A 20,376-nucleotide genomic window follows, 5' to 3' on the forward strand; every position below is an offset into this window, starting at 1 on the left:
GATTCGTGGAACGCTCGCTTGTCAATTCGGAGTCATGGTCCTCGTTAAGCGAGTGGACGTCTGCTCGTATTGCTTTGGGGCGGGTAGGCGTGAGTCTTCCTACCAACCCTCTGTTGGACTTCACCATGGATCATGCACGCGCACGCGATGCCGTACATGCAGCGCTTGACCTTACCGCTCTCTCTACGCAGTTGTATGAGCATGGATTTATTGCAAAACAAGCAAACAGCAAAGCAAAGGATCGCTCAGAGTACCTGCGTCGCCCTGACCTCGGGCGTCAGCTAGATCCAAACTGTATAGCGTTGCTTCAACAAGAAGGAATGCCCCGCATCAAGCGCATCACGATTGTGGTTGCAGATGGACTTTCCGCACTCGCACCCAGTTTGCATGCATTGCCCATGCTCACGCGCCTGCGCGATGCCCTTCCTGACTGGGAGCTTGATCCTGTTGTTGCAACACAGGCACGTGTCGCGCTGGCGGATGACATTGGTGAACTACGGCTCGCAAACATTTCACTCATCTTCATTGGTGAGCGACCCGGCCTCAAGTCGCCAGACAGCCTCGGCGCGTATCTCACTTATGCTCCGCGACGTGGCCGCACGGATGCTGAGAGAAACTGTGTCTCAAATATCCGGCCCGCGGGTCTCTCCTACGATGAAGCGGCCTTCAGGCTGGCACATCTCATTCAGTCAGCCTACGCACTTGGAGTGAGTGGCACGCAACTGAAAGATGACAGCGACTCCATCCTTCCAATGCTTTCTGGCAGCTGAATCACTGCTGTCACAAACCTGTATGAAGTTGACGGATCTTTTCTATGGCCCACACAGCGTCTGGCTCATGCATCGACTTAAGCTGAGGTAACGCTGCGGAATCACCTCGGAAAGCCAAAATGTGAATCGCTCGGAGTCTTACGGCAGGATTTGCATTTTGTAAGGCGCTGCGCACGACTGGCCCTACGCGGTCATCGGCCAACGTCAGCATCCACTCCGCACGATCTGCAACGCCCGCATCGGACGATCCCAACTGACGCACCGCATCGTAAGGATGCTCACCGATTCGGTCCCACAACCGAAAGCCAGCCACCTGCGAAAGCGTCTGCGTGAAGTCGGCTCCTGGGTGGAAAGCTTGCTCCTCGAGCGCAGTAAATGAAGGCGCGCCGTCCAACATGCCGATAGCTTGCAGCATCTTCATCTGCGATCGGTAGTGATCTGTGATCGTCTTGATTTCGGTCTCTGTCAGCTTCGGCTGCCCACGCTTTGTCCACGCATCGTATCGCGCCAACGTTTCCTTCACTTCGAGACGAAGACGCGCGGGCAGAACTTGCTGTGCCGTTGTAGGGTTGTGAGCGGCAAGCGCTAACGCTGCGGCCCCACAGACGGCAGTGTCCCTATGGTGAAGCAGAGGCAGCAACTGTTCCGCCGGTACGCTGCCCGGCATACGCACCAGCGCTACCAATGCCTCTTCCAGCACAAGAGGATCACTACTGTGCAACAACGGGATCAACATGGAGGACGGGCCACGCAGTGTTCCCGCTCCCCACGCAGCGCTTGCCTGAGCATGCGCATCTTTCGAGCGCAGTGCCTTGTCGAAGATATGCGGAGTTGGCCTGGGACGCATGTTTACCAGTGCGACCGCTGCAGCGCGAGAAACACGTGGATCTGCATCCAACAGCCATGATGCGAAACTCTCTTGCAACGGCACGCCGTAGAAATGGGGCAAGAGTGCAATCGCCTCGATCCGATGCTGAGTGTCTCCCGACGAAGCTGTTCGTGACAATGCAGCTACGGTTGCTTCCACTGGTCTGCCAACCGCGTCCGCACCTAAGCGAACATAGTCGACATTGATGCCATCTGCTCCGTTGGCGACTGCAGCATGCATCGCAGTGAGATCCATTTCATGTGCGTTCGCGGAGAAGTTTACGATGACACGCTTTCCTTCGCGATGTAATGAATCAATCTGCTGCGCAGTGGCGTTTGGCTGAACCCACGACTCAGCAGGGCCTGCCTGTTTCGGTAGACGGTTGCGGATATCATCCACTTCCCCACCAAAGCGGACACGATCTCTCATGGACGCGCGATCTACAGCAGCAAGGATGTCCGCGCCGGTTCCCTTTACTTTCACATCGAGGACCAGCCGGACATCATGAACGCGTGCGTAAGTAAGTGCTTGATCAAAGCGCACAATGTGCATCCCACTCCAGCGCTCGCCCATCCATGCACCAGCTTCGCGCGTAACCAGGTCATCGTAGAGGGATGTCTCTACCTCTCCCACACCATCCGTGAGTCGCTCTGTGAAACCGTCATGGTTCAGAATCAGGACACCGTCCATCGTCCTGCGAACATCTACCTCGATTACGTCACAACCCGAAAGTATCGCCATTTCCAGCGACTCCATCGTGTTCTCTGGCACGTCCTTATTCGCGGTGCGGTGACAATACAAGTCAACATGACGGCCCTGTCCGTGAGCAGCTACACAACTTGCCAAAAGTAGAAGACTGAAAATCCGCTTCATGCTTGCACCTCCTGCGGAAGGCGAAGCACTGTGACAGTACATACCGCCACCGCTACAGCAACAAGCCCAAGCAGCACAAACATCCACGCATAGCCAAAGTTGGCAAAACCTATTCCCGCAAGCGCCGTTGCTCCGGATGACACCAACGCATTACCAAACATCACCGCAGAGGCTGCCGTACTTCGTTCGCTATCGGGAGTACCACGCATCAGCAGGTTGTACATGCCGGGGGAACTCATCCATTGCGTTGCGGAAAAGCATAGGTACAGTACTGTCGCCACGTTCACTGTGTGTGTCAACGCAAGCAGCATTAACAACGTCCCTGTAACAAGTTGTGTAGCCGCGATACCACGCTGCAATCCGAAGGATCGGAACAATGGTGCAGTTACCAGCCCGGAGCATAGCTGTACCAGTTGCGATAGGAGAAAGACCGTGCCAATGTGGCTGAGGCTCAGATGCAGACTATTGGTGAGATAGACATTTGCGAACGGCACAAAGGCCGCAATCATTGCGGACCAAATCGCCATCAACGGAATATAGCGCCGGAGAAACGAGCTATGCAGCAGGTGTTTCCATCCCTGCATTGGTTCGTCTTCCGACCTAACGTCGTTGGGGAGCCGTAGTCTCCATGCGAACGCAAACGCAACAGCTGCTAGCAGTGAGGCGCAAATCAGAATGGCGCGCTGAATCTGCCACGTCAGCATTGTCGATCCCTCAGCGGCCATCCATGCAGGGAGATGCGCTGCAAATGCACCGCCAAGTGCGCTTGTACCAACACTGACAGAGAAGATCAGACTAAAGGCTGCGGCACGATTGTTCTCTTCTGTAAGTTCTGCGATGGCGGGTAAAAAGCAAACACCCCAAAGACACATCGCAGCGCCTCCAAGAAGCGCAAGAGCAATCTGCGAAGGCAACTGAGTAAAAAGTGTCCGTAACACGCCAACGGCAGGCGCCACCGCGAGGCACGCCAGCATTACTGGGCGTACGCCATATTTCCTAGCCAACATACCCGCCGGCAGAGTGCACGCAACGGAACCAAGCGTCAGCGCGCCATTGATCAGTCCAATGGAACGCTCTTGGAAATGCAGATTAAGAAGGAACAGATTGAAGAGAAAGTAATAAATACCGAAGCCCGCATCGAAAAACAGCGCGGCAAGAAAGAACGTCCAGAAGCTTCGACTGAAGCGGTACTGTCGTAACCAGGAATGAGGATCATTCCATGAAATGCGTTCCGCTGACGTCGCTTCTCCGTTCTCAACGAGAGCTTGCATCACAGGCTTTCCTCCACCATCTGTTGCAAGCGGTGCATTGCCCAATCCAAATCGCTGTAGTGCAGTTCATGCAATTGAGCGGTTAACAAAGTCTCGAGATCGTGTTCGCGTTCTGGCTGCTGCGCCGGCATTCCCCAGGCTGTTTGCCGGAAAAAATTGCGAGCAACATCCTTGCGATAGTCACTCAACTGTTCGCGTCCACTGCGACGATTGAGGAAGACAATGTGATCGACTCGAGTCTGCGTGCATGATCGAATCCCCGATGATGCCTCAACCTCAATTGAGGGCTTGCCTGCAGCGCGCGGTGTAATGGGAAGGTCATGCATCTCCGGGAAGAATCGCGCAGCTTCAGGACGCAATCGCACTTTATATGGATTGCCTAACGCTATGCGGCTGCTCGAACCACGCAGCAGAAAGGACGCATCGTCACTGATGTATCCAAAGCCAGAGCGCGCGCATGCGTACGAAAGTGTGGACTTTCCCGCGCCGCTGTCGCCGCATAACAGAATCCCGCTGTCCCCCCATTCCACACAGCCTGCGTGAACTGGAGTCACATAGCGATTGGTAATGTGACAAGACGCAGTGTGTTCAAGAAAGAAGTAGGCGGCATAGAGTGGATGACGCATTGCAGCTTCACTGATCACAACGGTAGTGGTGCCACGTTCGAGATCAATGACGCTGTAGTTGTCTGCGTCTGCCATGGAGACCATTAGCGGCAACAGTATGCGGAAGTTCGGTGTAGGTGGACACTCTGAGCTGTCACTGGCAACTACGGTGACGTCAACGTGAATCGGGGGTGTATCGAACCTTTGTGGAAATGCCTTCCACGCTTCCTGATACATGGAAAGCACCTGTGTGGAATTGCTGCGCAGATGCACTGGGAATCCATACGGACTTGCTACCGCATGTAGCTTCAGTTCAGGACCCTCTAACGGGTGTCGGAGGAAATCGAGCGGCTGCGATGCATTGCAGGCCGCCTCAATCTCTTCCACGCTCATCATCTCTGCCATGCCTGTCGCTCCCTTAGAAGGCATAACGGAATGCGAGCTGAATCACGCGGGAGTTCCCATTGTCTCCCAGGATGCGACCGAAGCTTGGGCTTGGGCGGTACTGTGAAATAGGACCGCTGGGATCACCTCCGAAGCTGAGACTTGCATTTGGGTTGGCGAACTGCGTGGTGTTGGTGACGTTGAAGAACTCAGCTCGGAAGCGCGCATTCTGCCGCTCACTGATGTTGAAGACGCGTTCCACCGCAAGATCGAGATTGCGCTGGCCCGGTCCGCGAACGGCACCCACGGCACTGTTGCCAAAGTCCTGATCTGCCGGGCTGGTTCCGAACGGCGCCTCAGGTGCACGTGTAAACGCGGAGCCGTTCAGCCATGTATTGAGTACACGCTGGAAGTTGCTGCCGCTGGTGGCAATGCTTCCCGTACCAGATAGCTGCGCGCGGTTTAGGAAGTTTCCATAGACCGATCCAGCGTTACCATCCATCACAGTAATGGGAGTTCCGGTTTGTGCGACACCGATGCCAGAGAATGTCCAATCTCCCAGTGCCGCGCGCATTACGAGAGGCAGAGTACGTAGGCGAGGTGCTTGCCATGTGAAGCTGACAACAGCACGGTGTGTGCGGTCAAAATCCGTAGGGCCATAGCCGCCTCGTGTATTGTTTTGATCGTTTGTCAGCAACCATACTTCATAGCCGATTCCACCGCCCGAGCCGCTCGTTTCATCCATAGCCCTGGACCAGGTATACGCAAACTGCATTTGGAAACCATGTGCCATGCGTTTAGTCACAGTGGATTGCAGTGCGTTGTAGTTCGCCTTAAAGATGGACAGCGTAAACAGTGAGCCGGGACTTACACCCTGAATGGGAAGACGTTGAATCAGGTTATTCGTGGAGTTCGTTGTCTCCCCTGCAACGGGATTAGTAGGCGATGCAAGCAGCGCCTGGTCAAACTCAATCGATCCGGGACGATGAATCGAACGTGTCCCGACATATCCAACCTGCAATAGGAAGTCGTGCGCAAACTCCGTCTGAACGTTTAGGTTGTACTCCTGCGTGTATGCATCCTTCAGATCAGGAGAGATGCCCTGCAGAAATGGGAAGCCAAAGGGTACGCGCGGGATGAAGGTCGGATAGCTGGAAGGAGTTGGCAGCATTGGACTGAAGGGCTGCGCCAGCGTAGCCCCCGCATTGGCCGGACCAGACGATATCTGCTGAATGGAAAACGGCGCCTGCCCTTCCTGGCCTTCAATGTAGCCGCCAGAATGCTCATCGAAGTAAATGCCATAACCACCACGCAGGACCGTCGTTGGATATCCCGCCATCTGCCAGGCAAAGCCGAAGCGTGGGGAGACATCGCCAAAACGGGTTGTCCAGAGGCTGTGTCGATTCAACTTCGTGACACCTGCGGGAACTGCTCCCTGAAAGTTTGACGGCACAACAAAGCCCGTCAGTGACCCGGTTGAAGGCGTGTCGCCCGTGGCGAGCGAAGGGTCAAAGTTTGGGAAGCGGCCATTGATCTCCCATGGTGCACCGAAGATCTCATAACGCAATCCGACATTAATCGTCAGGGACGGCGTCAGGCGCAGGTCATCCTGTGCAAACATCGCGACATCGTTATAGCGACCGTCCTTACGTGAGATACCGGAGGAGCCTACGCTCATGTTGAGATTGCTTGATCCGATGGGGCTTCCGTTTTGCGCAGCACTCTGACCCAAGAGAAAGTCGGCAAACGTATTTGTCTCCACAAAACCCGTCGCAGAGAAAGGCGCATCAATCGCCACTTGATGATGCTTAACCTCAGCACCGAATCGTATGTTGTGCTTTCCACGAGTCATGGAGAGCGTGTCCTGCCAGATGAAGGAGTTCGTCACCTGCCACTGCGAAGGCGTACCTGCATCGCCGATGGTGAACAATCCATCTACCGTCAGTCCTGGCGCGCCTGTCGTGGGGCCAACAATGCCCGTCGGGCTGCTCTGGCCGATGTTAGCTGCCAGCGTGGGATGCTCCACGTTAGCTACACCATCAAAACGCATGTATGCCGCGCGAGCTACGTTCACCAACGTGGGGCTAAACACATGTGTGTCGGCCAATACGAACATCGTGTTGCGATCCAGTTGATCTGTACCCCATCCCGGCACATTCGCTGCGTTTGCAGAGAATGGCAGCTTGAACGGATTGCGTGCGTAGAAGAAGCGTCCTGAGAGAGTATTGCGTTGCGTCAGCACGCGATCGACGTTGACAGAAAACTGATCTTCACCAAAGCGCGCGGGCGGTGCAAACGTAGACTGGCCCGCCGGTAACGCTGTCGGGTCGGTTTGTGGCAGGACGGATTGCGGAGCAGGCACAGCAAATGATCCATCAGGCAACTTTGCATTCAGGATGGCAACCGCAACAGGATTGATGTTCGACCCATCGCACGCGACCTGAGTTCCACCAGCATGCGTGAGATAACCGGAGAGTGGAGCACCTGAGGCATCCGTATGTCCCGCGGCGCAGAACTGTGCGCCAAGTGTCGCCGCCGATCGATCATTCGTCAGCAAAGGCAGCACTGCAGAACGTTTGCCTCCTAGTCCGTTGATGCTGCGTTCTCCCTGATATTGCAGGAAAAAAAACGTGCGGTCGTGTTGAATGGGACCACCGAAGGTGCCACCAAAGATGTTCTGCTTCAGCGCAGGGCGTGGCTGACCCTGCTGCTTCGTGAAGAAGTCATTGCTATCCATCGCATCGTTGCGGAAGAACTCCCATACAGAGCCGTGGAACTGGTTCGTACCAGACTTGCTCATGACATCGATGTTGGCGCCGGAGCCACGTCCGTAAGCCGCATCAAAGTTTGCCGTTTGCACTTTTACTTCTGCAATCGCATCTGGCGCAGGAATGGCTGTACCTACCTCTTGGCCGATGGCAGCCATCGAGTTTTGCGCCATGTTATTTGCATCCACACCGTTGAACTGCACATTGTTCGCCGTTGTCTTCGCACCGTTCGATGCCACGTTCTGCGATCCGTTGCCGATAGGGGAGGATGTGGGAACATCTGTGATGACGCCGGGGGCCAGGCTGAGCAGCTGTGTGTAATTCCTGGTGCGCAGTGGTAGCGCGAGCATCGATGTCTGATTCACCAGGCTGCCTAATGTGGACGACTCAAGATTCGCCAGCTGCTCGTCACCGGTTACTCGTACCTGTTGCGAGTCTTGTGCGATTGCGACGCGGATATTCAATGAACTGATGCCGCCAGTCTCCACCTTGACACGCACATCTGCGGTATCTGCGAAGCCAGACACTCGCACACGGACGGAATACGTACCAGGCTGTAACAATGCAACACGATAAGCACCCTGCTCATTCGTGTGTACAACTCGAATGGCATTCGTATCCACATCAGACGCTGTGACTTCAGCATTGCGAATCACGCTGCCGGAAGGATCTGTTACAAGCCCAGCAATAGCGCCCGTTCCCGGTGTCTGCGCATACAACGAACCACCAGACGCAGTCAGCGCTACAAGATAAAGAAACGAATGCGGTGCACGACTCCAGCGGAACATCTCCACGGCTAAACCTCAAAGAAAGATAAGCCGAGTATGCGGAAATCGAAGATGTAACTTGTTAGCGGCTTGTCATCGTTTGTAAAGAGAATTGTCTTTTCGATAGATATCTTCCGCAGCCCCAATACATCAGGCGAAACAAAAAGACGCCCTCCGAAGAGGGCGGCGGAGTATCCCGTTTGGGGGAGTCGATCTATTCCACAACGTGGATTGTGAATGCCATCTCGCCATGGCCAACACCGCAGAACACAGCACAGTGGCCCACGAAGTCACCAGTCTTGTCAGGCGTTATCTTTACTGTCGCTCCGGTTCCCTTGGCGATCGTTGCATTGATATCCAGGTCATCAAAATGCATGCCGTGTGTGACATCTTCGCTCTGGAAGACCAGTACTGCAGGCTGGTTCACCTTCAGCGTGACTTCGTTCGGAGCGAACGCAAAGCGATGTGCCGTAATTTGGATCGTCTGCGGAGCCTGATCCGCCTGCATCAGGCTGTGGAGCGACGGCACCAGCAATACTATTCCACTGATCGCGGCACACAAGGATTGCTTCAGCATGAAATCTCCTCAGGCGGAGCGTTGTCGACCCTCTCCGGCATCTCCCACCGTAAATTGGTTAGTAACAGTAGCTGTCACATCACCGTAAGAAGGATGTCTTTCTTCTGTCACCGCACCTTGTCGATTTTGGGTTGGATGCTTGCCTGTTCTCTCGCAAGTGGCTTGAAGAGCTTATGCCACAATAGTGCGAGCAGAAACTGTGAATTGCTGGTGATGTAACGCTTCCATAACCGCTTTGGATCCTGCACTAATCGATGCAACCATTGCAGCCCGGCGTCCTTCACCCACTGCGGTGAATCCTTCAATCGGCCCGTATGAAAATCAAATGCTGCTCCCACGCCGAACATCAGAACCGTATCCAAACGAGAAAGATATTGCTGCATGAACTGTTCCTGCTTTGGACACCCGATCCCCACCCAGATGATGTCTGGCTTGAGCCGCGCGATTGTTTCTACAAATGCATTGCTCTCATCCTCTGTCAGGCTTCGGAAGGGTGGAGTGTACGTTCCTGCAAACTTTGCATGAGGAAACTGTTCCGATATCCGCTCGCGAAGCAATTCCGCAACGCCCTCTTCTCCGCCGTATAGAAAATGCGTTGCGTCACGAAAGCGATCGTCACCGAAGAGCTTCAACATAAACTCCGGGCCAGCCACGCGCTCCATATGCTTTTCCCCTTGACCACGGCCAACCCAAGCGACTGGTGCGCCATCGGGAAACAACAACGATGCTCCTGCATAGCATTCAGCAAACTGAGTCGTTTTGTAAGCCTCCATCAACCCATGAACACTTACAAAACACGAATACCCTTTCCGGTGAGCTACGAAATCCTCAGCAACCCAGTCCAGAGCAAGTGAGAAATTGGCAGCAGAGATTGGTATGCCAAGCACATCCGTAGTTTTCCGTTTCATCGACATAGTCATACCTCCACGTGTCCTTTCACATGCTTAGCGGTACTGCACCCCACAGGCACACTGCTGCTATTGCGCACTACCAACGAGCGATAAAGTTCTTCATACTGGCACGCTATAGTCTCGAGACTGTACTGAGGCGACATCACAGCCAGTGGCTTTGGCCGCACGCACTCTTCGACAATTGCGTTTGCAAAGCCCACGTCAGCACAATCATTCAGACGGACGTAGCGGCAATGGTGCTTTCCCACTTCACGAAATGATGGGATATCCGAACACACCACACGGCATCCTTCCAGCAACGCCTCGGCAACTGGAAGTCCGAATCCCTCTACGACAGAAGGCGCAACCAACGCCAGGCATTCGCGATAGCACCATCGAAGTTCGCCTTCTGAGAGGCCACTCTTCAGAAGCACCTTCTCTTGAAGGTGGTGCTGCTCGATGAAACTCTTAATCGCATTTGTCTCTGGGCCGTCCATTCCGACGATGAGCAGTCGAAGATTCTGATCGACGCTAGCCATTGCCCGAAGATGCACAAACGAACGCAGTAATACGAGCAGATTTTTGTTGCGACGATGTTGTGCCACGCACAACACAAAAGGATCGCTCAGGCCCTCAAGCGGCTTCACTTCCGCATCCGGCACTTCTACGCAATTAGGAATTACATGAGCGGATCGCAGTGACAGCATAGGATCAATGCGTTCAAGACGCGCCAGCGTACTGTGAGAGACACACGCAATGGCATCAGCAGCCCAAAGGCACTGACGGAGAACGATGCGATTGAATGGGGCCTTGATAGGCCCGAAGTTTTCAGGAAGATCATGAGGATACAGATCATGCAGAGTTACCACTGCCGGCGCGTCCATAGCGCTTCGCCAGAGCGGCGATGGAAACGAATAGTGCACTAAGTCCGCGTTCTCTTGGCGGACAACACGTGGCAATCCCACGGCGTACCAAAGATTGCGCGACACGATATCGCTGTGAATTTTCAGCATCTCCAGTGAAAGTCCGGGGACATCACCAAGGGCTTCTGCGACATACTTTTGCCATTGCCCTGCAACCACATGGACGTGGTCCACGCGTTCAGTCAGCAATAAGGCGCGGACCATATTGATGGCATGGCGCGTCACACCAGACATAGTGTTGGCAGAGGAAACAACTGGAACTACAACGCGCACGGAAGCACCTCCTTCGCTTTCATCTCTCCCAACTGCAATGCACCCAGCAAGACAAGAAGCCACAATGGCCAGGAGAGATCGAATGCTTCGGTATCCGCGAGACCCCGTATAAGCGTCAGCAGAAATAATCCCGCAAACATTTGCTTTGTGGACACATTACGGAGAGAACGAAAAGACCGCACAATAACCGTATAAATTCCAACCGTCATGGCAATGCCCAGGACGCCATAGGCATAGAACTGCTGAAGCAGTTCATTGTGTGCGTGACGGGCTTGAAAAGCACTACTGTAGAAGGGCGGGATGACTTTCCATACAGAATGAAAGCCATGCCCAAACCACGGCCGGTCCATCGCTTCGTCAAACATGTAGGTCCAAATACCCAGACGACCAGTGAGCGATTCCGCCGAGGTACTGTCGGTATACGACATGAAGTAAGAAACCAACAGCGGCGTGAAAAGCACCAGAATGGCAACGCACGCGCAGACGATCTTCACTTTTGCCTTACGGTTCAGGCCAGAATTCACCAGAAGCACATAGCCTTGGGCCACTATGAATGCGACGATCGTTGTTTTGCTGAGGCTACGAAGCAGCGTGAGTCCAAAGAGCACGAGACATGCCTTCCATCGTCTCTGCATCCGCAGGCGAAGCAGATGTTGTGCAAAGAAGAATGCGAGCGCACAAGGCCAACCAATCTGATTCGGTCCCAGCAACTCTTCATCACCCAGGCGCATGTCACTCTGTGCTGGTAGTAGCCATGCAATCGCCGCAACGACCACAGTCCCATACACAAAGCCGCGAAAGAGCCCTTCCACCACATCCGTAGCGGAATGCTGGCGAAGCTGCGAAACGACAATGGCGACATCGCAAGCCATCGCCAACCAGAATGCAGCTGCGGCGGAAAGGGATGCCGCGACGGTCCAAGTAAGGCTGACACCCGTAACAAACAGGTAAAGCAGAACAGCGCGGCCAGCGGCGGTCGTGCGCAATTCTCGAGAGGTTATCGACGTAGCTGGCCCTGCGTTAAGGAGGGCAATGAGAAGCAACCCATAATTCGCAGCAAGACTGAGCGCAACACCTGTCTCCGCGTCCATGCCAAGTAGCCGCACTGTCAGTAACACGGTCATCACTCTGGCGGCATAGAAGAAGCCACTCCATTGAGCGATCAACGGATACGTTGGCGCTTGCGGTTGCAACCGCTCCACGGATATGACCCCTTCAGCGTTCATACTTCCTCACAAAGAACAGCTGAAGCATGAATCACTGACGCTCTATTTTTCAGAGCTCGCCATAGAGGAAGGTAGAGCAGGATGCAGATCAATCCATACGCAAGCCTGGCCAGAGCGATCCCCATTGCCCCAAAGTGCAATCCAAGAATCGCCATACAGCCAATACACACAAACGCGCCCAAGACATTGACAAGTGCCACCAGATGTACGCGATCAAGCGCATACAACGCATAGGTTGGGACTACGCTGATGGCAAGCAAGGAAGAGCTCCACACCAGCGGGGCAAGCAGGTGCTGAGAATCGCTATTTAGTCCTGCACGCCCTAGCAGCGCCAGGAAATGAAGGCCTACCGCCTGTAGGATGAAAGCCGCGATGACAGCAAAAACAATATTTCCTGCAGTCGCAATCGCAAGGGATTTGGTCAGACTCTCAGATGAACCTGCAGCAGCACGATGCGAGAGATATGGGAAAAGAACATGCAGACCGGCCGCCGATACTCCGTAGATGGGCTGTGCTATCTGCGCACAGATTGCATAGGCGGCAATCGTAGGAGCGCCAAGCCACATTCCGAGAAAGAGCCTGTCTAGCTGGCCGAACACAACTCCAGACACTGCAAGCAGCCAACTGTATTTCCCAAATTGAAAGAGCAGCGCCATTGCATTCGCATTCCAGAGGGGACGCAGATGCTGTACATGCAACAACTGACGCATACGGTAGTGCTGAAGAACAGTTGCCGCTATGTTGCACAACGCCGTAACAAGCAGAACGCACCAGACATGCGGGAACAGCGCTGCTGTCAATATCCCGATGACAAGCGAGCCTATCCGGGCAAAGATGCTGATTCGGACGGCCGCACCATACCGCTCGTAGGCGCGTTGCGTACTGATGAAAACACTTTCAATGACGCGCTGTACGATCAGCAGAGAGACTAACAGGATGCTGTAGCTGCAATCGGCGCGAAGAAGAAGGTCTCCGCGTGCCACTCTCGCTGCGATCCATGGCGACGCCACCAGGATCGGTACAGCAAGTAACACAGCAAGAGCAGCGCTTATCAGGAAGAGCGTCCTCACTGTGATCAAGACAGCATCCGGATCCTTTACACGATCTCGGCTTACCTGCTTGATGGCAGCGTCGCCAAATCCAGATGCAACAATGCTGGCCGCACTGACAATAGCCGCCATGACAGACCACAAACCATAGCCGTCTACGCCAAGCGTATGCATCAGCATTGGCGCAGCAAGCAACATTGCCGCTGGATATGCCACATAATCCAGCACGCCATAGAACACGTTCTGCATCTGCTCCTTCATCGTTGCCCCCACGCGGGAACTAGAGACGAAACGATGCGGCGCATCAGGAGAACACGCGCGTCCTGGCTATGTTCTTGTAGGTGATCGAGAAGCAGCCACCCGATGCACACCAGTGACATCACTCCAAACCACAGCGCCAGCGTCATTAACGCGCGAGGAGGAAACGACTTCTTCTCTGCGACAGCTGGGGCATCAATCACCTTGAGAACGGGGATATCCCGAGCCTCATTGATGCGGGCCATCTCAAACTGCTCCGTCAGCAACTCAAACAACTTCTCCTGCACTTGCACTTCCCGATAACGATCTGCAAACGGGACAGCAAGCCGAGGTAATTGACGCAATGAAGGCGCGATGGCATCACTGACAGACTCGGTTGACTCATCAGCAAGCGGAGCAGAACTTCCGGCAATCCGCTTTAACTGCGCACGGAGCGACGCCGCACGCGCTTCTGCGGCGCGAAGACGAACATTGCCGTCGCCATAGATTTGGCGCATGGAATTGATGTTGGATTCTTCCAACAGGATCTGCGCCTGCAGTGCTGCGCCGGATGTGACCTCGGCACGCGCCTGCTCTTTAAGATCAATCGTCCCGTGTGTGCTGGAGAACTCACTTAAGGCAAGCTGCGCCTGCTCTAGATCACGCCGGGACTGCAACAACCGACGCTCCACGAAGATACGTTCCTGACGTGCGGACGATGTGCTTGTTCGATTGAGCTGACGATTTAGGCCGTCCAGATATGCATCCGCCATATCGCGTGCGCGTTGCGGATCATGGTCCTCCACCACGAGCGTGATTACATCGCTCTTCTTGTCGTTCAAGATCTGCACATGGCGCGCCAAGGCCTTAAGCGTATCTACGCGATAACGCTTGTGATACACCTTCTGCAGTTCGAAACGATCTATGATCTCTCCATTGATCGTGCCGCTCCGCAAAAGTTCCATATAGATGGCGGAAGAGTTGTTAGCGCCCAGAAGGCTTCCTGCGAGACTGCCCAGACTGCCCAATCCACTGGAACTCCTACCAGCAAGAGCCGCAAACATCGCAGCTCCCATGCTGCTATTGCCTGGCGGCATGATGCTTGCAGATGATTTATATGTCTTGGGCCACAGACAAGCTATGAGCAGACTAAGTGCAAAAACAACCACTCCAATTCTGCTCAGCAGCACGCGACGCTCAAAGAGAAACTCGATACGCTCAATTCCCGCGCTAGAGTGTGTTTTGGGCTCGCTCATAGCACACCTGCCACAGCTGCCGTTATGGCGATGGAGGATGTAATCTGCGCGACGGTCAACAAATTGCGCCAGAAGAGCGAGGCCCCAATAATCTTTTGCGGAACGACAACCACATCACCTGGATTCAGTTTCGTTTCGAGTACACCGTCGTGAAACAGACCGCCGCCGCTGTTACGGCCCACAACTGAGCCATTGGCACGAATAACAAAGATCTCTTTCGTGTTGGCCACCTGAGTTGTGCCGCCGGCTCTGTGCAAGTACCAGCCCGCGCTCTTGCCTGGAGCAAATGCAATTGCTGATGAGTTATAGACCTGACCGCTTATTAAGACAAAGCCAGGACGCTTGGGGATCATCAGCTTGTCGCCCTTGCGAACTTCAATGTCAGCGGGCGTATTCTCCCACTCGGAGATGTTGTTGCTGATGTGGAGAACAAGACGCCCGGTTGCAGGCTGACTTTTAAGGTTTGCGAGGATTTGATCCTGCTGTGCCTGCACCAACTGTAGTTGTGCTGCTCCATCGGCGGGGGTCACATTGGATGATGTACGCGCCGCAGAAGCACTGGTTTCAATTTGCCGTATTAGCTCTTGCCTGCTCTTCTCTTCCAAAACCTGCACATCCGGGCGTGTCATCACCGCGCCATCCGAATAGCTTGTTTCTAGAAAACCTCCAGCGCGCCTGAGAATGGAGCTGAGCCGTTCGCCTTGTCGAAAGCCGTAACTGCCGGGATGCGCAACTTCGCCGACCAGTTCGATCGAGGCACCAATATCATCCCAGCCTGTAAGGCGATGAACGTTCAGCGTGTCGCCGGGCTTCAAGGAAACATCCGCTCCGGCATCGTTACGCAGAACAGCATCTCCAATGCGCAAGCTGGTCTGTTCGTCCTGAACGCGTGTCGCTCCGACCATCGTGTAGCTTGAAAGATCGGCTGAGGTGAGCAATGCGCCGCGCGTGAAACCGCCTGCCATGCGGACTAGTTGTGCTGCGGTCATACCCTGCGAAAACGGATACGTTCCCGGACGCAGAACTTCTCCATCAATTGACACCTTGGGAGCGTCCGCATCGTAGCGGCCTTGTACGCGGATCGTATCCAATGGCTGCAACGCGGGATTGTCGTTTCCAATCATGGCATCCGCGACGTTGAACTCGATTGTCTCCACATGCAGATCTGGAGGCACGAGGCGAATGATTTCGCCGCGATCTGCCGGCTCAGGCAGCATGTCACGATACGACGGAAGAACATCATGAAGCCGCATACCGTCATGCCATGCGACACGTCCCGGATGAAGCACATGGCCTTCGCGATACACGACACGCTGACTGTATGCTTCGATCGGAATAACGTGAACAGCGTCACCATCCTGTACGAGAAAGTGTTCTATCGCGGCGCGCGTCTGGTCACTTGAGCTTCCTTCGTTCAAAGCCAGGTCGATCGTTTCTCTCTGCATGTTGGCCCGTACACGCTCGACCGTGAGGTGGGAAAGTTCTGCGGTGACCGTCGCGGAACCCGCATCCTCTAACAGGGATGACAGTGTTGTCTTGCCTTTCAGCTCATAGATAGCTGGCCGCTTCACCGCGCCGGACACAGCTACCTGGGGTCCCGCCGGAGGCACCAACAGCGTGTCACCGGACTGAAGGCGATCCTCACTCTGGGTTCCATGTAGCAGAAAATCGTAGAGGTCGATCTCTCCCAGCAGCAGTGTGCCGCGATAGTGCCGCAATACACGAAGCGATCCGACAGCCGTTGGCCCGCCAGCGGCATACAACGCGCTAATGACCGTAGACTGTGCGCTCAATTCGTAAGCGCCGGGTCGTTGTACATCTCCAACGACGTACACACGCACACTGCGGAGCTTTCCAAGAGAGAGCGACACTCGGACATCACGAAACTGGGGTCGCATCAGATTGGCGACAGTCTCCTGCGCCTGCCTGAGGCTCATACCTGCAACATGAGCCTGACCTGCATCCTGCAAACCCAGATTGCCATCGCGATCTACTGTGCGCGTCAGTGTCTGCGTAATGCTGCCCCACATCTGTATCGAGACACTGTCACCCGGGCCCAGTACATAGTTGTCATCAGCAGGCAATGAAGCCGTAGCTGGAGCGCCCATAGCACGAGCTGTCGCAAGATCACGACGAAGGAACACATCTGAGCCAAAGCGCTTCAGCGGACCATTACTGTCTGTCACCTGCGTATACAGGTCATGCAACGAACGAAGGTTATATGGCGTGGGCCGATTCAAAACACGCGGCTCTTTCGATGGTTCAGGCGTGTCTTTCTTGAGAGGAACAGGACGCTGGACTGTTCGATTAGGGATCTCGCGACTTGATAGTTCAGACTGACGTGAAGGTGGGACGGATGTATCCTCAGACTCCTCAATGGTGTCCACAGTGAAACCACGAGTCTGCAGAAATGTGCCGACATTCCTTCGGAAGTCCGCGTTCGTTGCGATACGACTGTATAGCTGTTCATCCGTAATGCTGTCGGGCGATATAGGCTGTCCCTGCTGTCCTGCAAAGTCACTCATCAACTGCTTCACTTCAATCAATGCATCGGGTGTGCTTTGCAAGAAGGAAATGATTGCCGTCGCGCTGGACGATGAATCACGCGAAGTCAATGCTGTTGTGTCGGGCGGATATTGAGAACCAGTGGGAATATCTGTAGTGAGACGCGGTTGTGAACTGGGGTTAGTCGTCTGGACATCCTGGGTTGCTGACGGGGGACCGTACAACAGAGGGCTTTCATCCCTTTGCTGTTGCTGCTGCCCTCTTGCTGAACCACAAAACATCAAAAGCGCAATTGCCAAAAGAAATGAGCTTCCACGGTTCCAGCGCCACGACTCGTAAAGGTAATGTAGGCCCTCTACCAAATGAAAACGTGCCCGGAAGAACAGAAACCATATCTGCAGGCGATATCGCAGATAGGTTTCGCGTAGCGGTTCCTGTTCTCTGGGGGCAATAATCACGGGCGGTAATGCGCGTGGAAGCAACGACTGGCGAACCGTGCGTCGCGAGGTTACGCTGGCCGCTTCAAGCTCGCGCTGTAACAATAAATAGTTCTTGCTGCCCGGAAACGTAGCGGCCGCCGCTCGTGCGCCGTATTCCTGCACCCATCGACGCACCCCACTCGACATCTGATCCGTAGTCCATGAACGCAAAGCATTGGGTGCGAAAGAACCTGTTGCGCTCTCTGCTACTGCAATTGCAACAGCCAGTCCCTGTACTGCACGTGGATGATCGTCAGCCGCATGCCTCACATCATCAAAGAAGTTTCGTTCATGCTCGCGAGCCACCGTGTGCCGGCGAAATTCCAATAGATGCGCTACGCGAAAGAATTCTGAATGAATGTGCTTGAATAGATGCAAACCTTGTCCTAGATAAAGATCAGCAGGATGTAACACGGGCATGTCCACATCCTGAAAGCGCTCCCAACGAATGCGAGGCAACAATGGATGCGCAGCATCACGAGCTTCTACATGTAGCTCAACGATGCGTGCGGCTATTGGCTGATATTGATCTCGCCAGCCCAGGACAGCGCTTTCATTTGCCTTAAATTCCCAGCTTCGGCCACTTACCGCGCGCAGATGATAACCACGTACTTCGAGAAGTTGCTTTGCTTGGAGAATGTCATCCTCAGCAACCAGAAAGTCCAGGTCTATCTGCGAACGCAACTCCATTCGCGGGACCGAAAGAGGCACCAAAGAAAAGCCTTTGAGCGTTGCGTAACAGACGTGTCCACGCTGAAACGCAGAATGTATGGCGCACGACTCTGTCGCCAACTCTTTCATGCGCTGCACATTGTCCCGAAGATTACGCTGCCAACGCGATTGAATCTCTGCCGGAAGAAATGTTTCCGCTCCCTGCTGGGCCATGGCATCGTGCAGGCTCAGTGCGATACCACCCACATCAAGCCAGCGCAGATGCTGTTTCCATCGCCGCGGCTCCCAGGTCAGTAGTGTTCCCATGTTTTTCGCCGGGTCGCAGATGGCGTTCAACAACGCTAACCGCTGCTGCTGAACCGCAGACTGTGGCCGGTCCGTAGTCTGTCGACGCGCGCCTGGACGCTCGGCCGCCAGTGAAACGGAGAGATCACGATCTATCTGGGAAGGTGCTTGCATCACGAACCAGAGAGTAGGTCACACGGTCCCCGATGCTTGTCATGTGGCTGTCAGGTAAATGTCATCGCATTGTTGCCATCTGGAAAGGCGCAATGACATCTCCGTGACGTTATGACATCACGCGTTTTCTCTCTTCAGTGACAAGGTGCTTACAAACACCTGACGGCTTTGGGACATACATCATGGCCAGGGTCGCTACCGTATCACCATGCAATGGACGAAATGGCACAGCCTCGTTTCCCCTGTCGCGGTACTTTTGCTTGCGTCATGTGCAGGTTCACTGCATGCGCAGGAAACACCCTTGATCTCAGGTGGAATGGGTTTCTTCAGCAGTACGAATGGTGGAAACACAACCTATCTTCCGCTGATCGAACCGCTCATCATGGCGCCTCTCGGTAAGAGAGTTCAGATTGAATCACGCGCCGCCATCGGTGAGGACTTCTTTCACACGCCGGGGACACAAGGTTATGACCACTCCCACTTCGCGTCCTTCACGTATGCGCAGGCAGACATCTTCCTGAACAAGCACATGACGTTGGTCGCAGGTGATTACCTTATCCCTTTCGGCACATACAACGAACGCTTGTCTCCTCTTTGGATCGGCAATTTTCAAAGCGGGCCGTTGATTGGCAGCCTTGGCAACATGGGCTCCGGTTCAGGCCTAGGTGGGCAGTTGCGCGGCTCCGCGGTCTCGCGAAAGAAGTATTCCATTGATTACGCCGCGTACTACTCTGCGCGCTCAGGCAATGAACAATTCACCGCGCAGCGTGCCTTTGGAGGACGATCCAGCCTCTATCTGCCTGAGAAGCGTCTTGAAATTGGCATCAGCTATGGCAGAGTGCTACAGGGGACGCATGAGAACTTCTACGGCGGACATTTGTGGTGGGAGCCGGCGAACACGGACTTCCGCATGCGCGGCGAATTTGCTCGTGGACATCACGCGCAGGGCTATTGGGTTGAGTTTGATTATCGCGCCAGACGTCTCGCGCAGATTTCGCCATGGCTTGGTGGATTTGAGCCAGTGTTCCGCATGCAGCAGACATGGCGGCGCGACACGATCGTGAGTGACACGCTTCCCTTCAAAAACACCAATCGCGCTGACTTTGGCCTGGACTATAACCTGCCACACAACGCACGCATCATCAGTAGCTATTCACGTCAGTTCGCATACCAGGGCAACGTCAACATCTGGCAGACGGGAATTGTGTATCGCTTCCTGTTTCCCGCCTGGAAAGGAAAGAAATAGATGAGAACGCTTGCACTTGCAACCATAGCTGTACTGGCTTCCACCGCGGTTGGTCAGACTCCTACACAGACCAAAGCGCCGACTCAGGCAGCGGTGCATAAGGCTCCGAAGGTCAATGAGGGCCAGCGCGTCTTTGAGCAGAACTGCTCACGGTGCCACAATCCTCCGGATGGATTTTCGCCTCGTATTTCCAGCACTGTTGTGCGTCACATGCGGGTACGCGCAAACCTCAGTGAGGAAGACGCGAAAGCACTGATGAAGTTCTTTCACCCCTAACG

At 54.5% G+C, this 20,376-nt stretch carries 14 protein-coding genes; 3 read left to right on the top strand and 11 right to left on the bottom strand.

Going from position 1 to position 20,376, the window contains the following annotated elements; genetic code table 11:
- Positions 1–5 precede the first annotated feature (5 nt).
- Positions 6–770: an ethanolamine ammonia-lyase subunit EutC gene (gene eutC / locus BLT38_RS10795; protein WP_083345178.1), complete on the top strand. Its 765-nt coding sequence runs from the start codon at positions 6–8 to the stop codon at positions 768–770.
- Positions 771–780: 10 nt separating this feature from the next.
- Here the strand turns inward: eutC and BLT38_RS10800 are convergent, their stop codons facing one another.
- From BLT38_RS10800 to BLT38_RS10850, 11 genes are all read right to left on the bottom strand, one after another.
- Positions 781–2,511, bottom strand: coding sequence for a glycerophosphodiester phosphodiesterase family protein (locus tag BLT38_RS10800; protein ID WP_083345179.1), 1,731 nt, complete (start codon positions 2,509–2,511; stop codon positions 781–783).
- Complete coding sequence (locus BLT38_RS10805) at positions 2,508–3,782, bottom strand: MFS transporter (RefSeq protein ID WP_083345180.1); 1,275 nt, start codon at positions 3,780–3,782, stop codon at positions 2,508–2,510. Before BLT38_RS10805 ends, BLT38_RS10800 begins: the two co-directional genes overlap by 4 nt.
- Entirely contained in the window at positions 3,782–4,792 is a 1,011-nt protein-coding gene (locus tag BLT38_RS10810; RefSeq protein WP_231966421.1) for an HPr kinase/phosphorylase, read from the bottom strand. The genes BLT38_RS10805 and BLT38_RS10810 overlap by 1 nt, the downstream gene beginning before the upstream one ends.
- A gap of 13 nt (positions 4,793–4,805) precedes the next feature.
- Positions 4,806–8,327: a carboxypeptidase-like regulatory domain-containing protein gene (locus BLT38_RS10815; protein WP_083345181.1), complete on the bottom strand. Its 3,522-nt coding sequence runs from the start codon at positions 8,325–8,327 to the stop codon at positions 4,806–4,808.
- A 193-nt stretch (positions 8,328–8,520) separates the two neighbouring features.
- Positions 8,521–8,883 (bottom strand): cupredoxin domain-containing protein, encoded by a 363-nt coding sequence (locus BLT38_RS10820; RefSeq protein ID WP_083345182.1) that lies wholly within the window; start codon positions 8,881–8,883, stop codon positions 8,521–8,523.
- A 107-nt stretch (positions 8,884–8,990) separates the two neighbouring features.
- Entirely contained in the window at positions 8,991–9,797 is an 807-nt protein-coding gene (locus BLT38_RS10825) for a WecB/TagA/CpsF family glycosyltransferase (RefSeq protein ID WP_156785091.1), read from the bottom strand.
- 2 nt (positions 9,798–9,799) lie between these two features.
- Complete coding sequence (locus BLT38_RS10830) at positions 9,800–10,969, bottom strand: glycosyltransferase family 4 protein (protein ID WP_083345184.1); 1,170 nt, start codon at positions 10,967–10,969, stop codon at positions 9,800–9,802.
- A complete protein-coding gene (locus BLT38_RS10835; protein ID WP_083345185.1) occupies positions 10,957–12,195 on the bottom strand; it encodes an O-antigen ligase family protein in 1,239 nt (412 codons plus the stop codon). Before BLT38_RS10835 ends, BLT38_RS10830 begins: the two co-directional genes overlap by 13 nt.
- Positions 12,192–13,505: a lipopolysaccharide biosynthesis protein gene (locus BLT38_RS10840; protein WP_083345186.1), complete on the bottom strand. Its 1,314-nt coding sequence runs from the start codon at positions 13,503–13,505 to the stop codon at positions 12,192–12,194. The genes BLT38_RS10835 and BLT38_RS10840 overlap by 4 nt, the downstream gene beginning before the upstream one ends.
- On the bottom strand, positions 13,502–14,578 hold the full coding sequence (locus BLT38_RS10845; protein WP_172838227.1) for a lipopolysaccharide biosynthesis protein: 1,077 nt from the start codon (positions 14,576–14,578) through the stop codon (positions 13,502–13,504). The genes BLT38_RS10840 and BLT38_RS10845 overlap by 4 nt, the downstream gene beginning before the upstream one ends.
- A gap of 155 nt (positions 14,579–14,733) precedes the next feature.
- Positions 14,734–18,852, bottom strand: a complete 4,119-nt coding sequence (locus tag BLT38_RS10850) for an SLBB domain-containing protein (RefSeq protein WP_156785092.1) — start codon at positions 18,850–18,852, stop codon at positions 14,734–14,736.
- A 301-nt stretch (positions 18,853–19,153) separates the two neighbouring features.
- On the opposite strand from BLT38_RS10850, the gene BLT38_RS10855 reads away from it, so the two are divergent.
- On the top strand, positions 19,154–20,098 hold the full coding sequence (locus BLT38_RS10855) for a hypothetical protein (protein WP_083345189.1): 945 nt from the start codon (positions 19,154–19,156) through the stop codon (positions 20,096–20,098).
- Positions 20,099–20,374 carry a c-type cytochrome gene (locus BLT38_RS20785; protein ID WP_156785093.1) on the top strand — a complete coding sequence of 92 codons (276 nt, stop codon included), beginning with the start codon at positions 20,099–20,101 and terminating at the stop codon, positions 20,372–20,374.
- Positions 20,375–20,376: the final 2 nt, after the last annotated feature.

The sequence above is a fragment of the Terriglobus roseus genome, assembly GCF_900102185.1.
Lineage (GTDB): Bacteria > Acidobacteriota > Terriglobia > Terriglobales > Acidobacteriaceae > Terriglobus > Terriglobus roseus_A.

What these genes read in the sequence shown, in the direction of transcription:
- BLT38_RS10800 (WP_083345179.1), bottom strand. Translation starts at nt 2,511, where the DNA reads ATGAAGCGGATTTTCAGTCTTCTACTTTTGGCAAGTTGTGTAGCTGCT.
- BLT38_RS10805 (WP_083345180.1), bottom strand. Translation starts at nt 3,782, where the DNA reads ATGCAAGCTCTCGTTGAGAACGGAGAAGCGACGTCAGCGGAACGCATT.
- BLT38_RS10810 (WP_231966421.1), bottom strand. Translation starts at nt 4,792, where the DNA reads ATGGCAGAGATGATGAGCGTGGAAGAGATTGAGGCGGCCTGCAATGCA.
- BLT38_RS10815 (WP_083345181.1), bottom strand. Translation starts at nt 8,327, where the DNA reads ATGTTCCGCTGGAGTCGTGCACCGCATTCGTTTCTTTATCTTGTAGCG.
- BLT38_RS10820 (WP_083345182.1), bottom strand. Translation starts at nt 8,883, where the DNA reads ATGCTGAAGCAATCCTTGTGTGCCGCGATCAGTGGAATAGTATTGCTG.
- BLT38_RS10825 (WP_156785091.1), bottom strand. Translation starts at nt 9,797, where the DNA reads ATGTCGATGAAACGGAAAACTACGGATGTGCTTGGCATACCAATCTCT.
- BLT38_RS10835 (WP_083345185.1), bottom strand. Translation starts at nt 12,195, where the DNA reads ATGAACGCTGAAGGGGTCATATCCGTGGAGCGGTTGCAACCGCAAGCG.
- BLT38_RS10840 (WP_083345186.1), bottom strand. Translation starts at nt 13,505, where the DNA reads ATGAAGGAGCAGATGCAGAACGTGTTCTATGGCGTGCTGGATTATGTG.
- BLT38_RS10845 (WP_172838227.1), bottom strand. Translation starts at nt 14,578, where the DNA reads ATGCCGCCAGGCAATAGCAGCATGGGAGCTGCGATGTTTGCGGCTCTT.
- BLT38_RS10850 (WP_156785092.1), bottom strand. Translation starts at nt 18,852, where the DNA reads ATGCAAGCACCTTCCCAGATAGATCGTGATCTCTCCGTTTCACTGGCG.
- BLT38_RS20785 (WP_156785093.1), top strand. Translation starts at nt 20,099, where the DNA reads ATGAGAACGCTTGCACTTGCAACCATAGCTGTACTGGCTTCCACCGCG.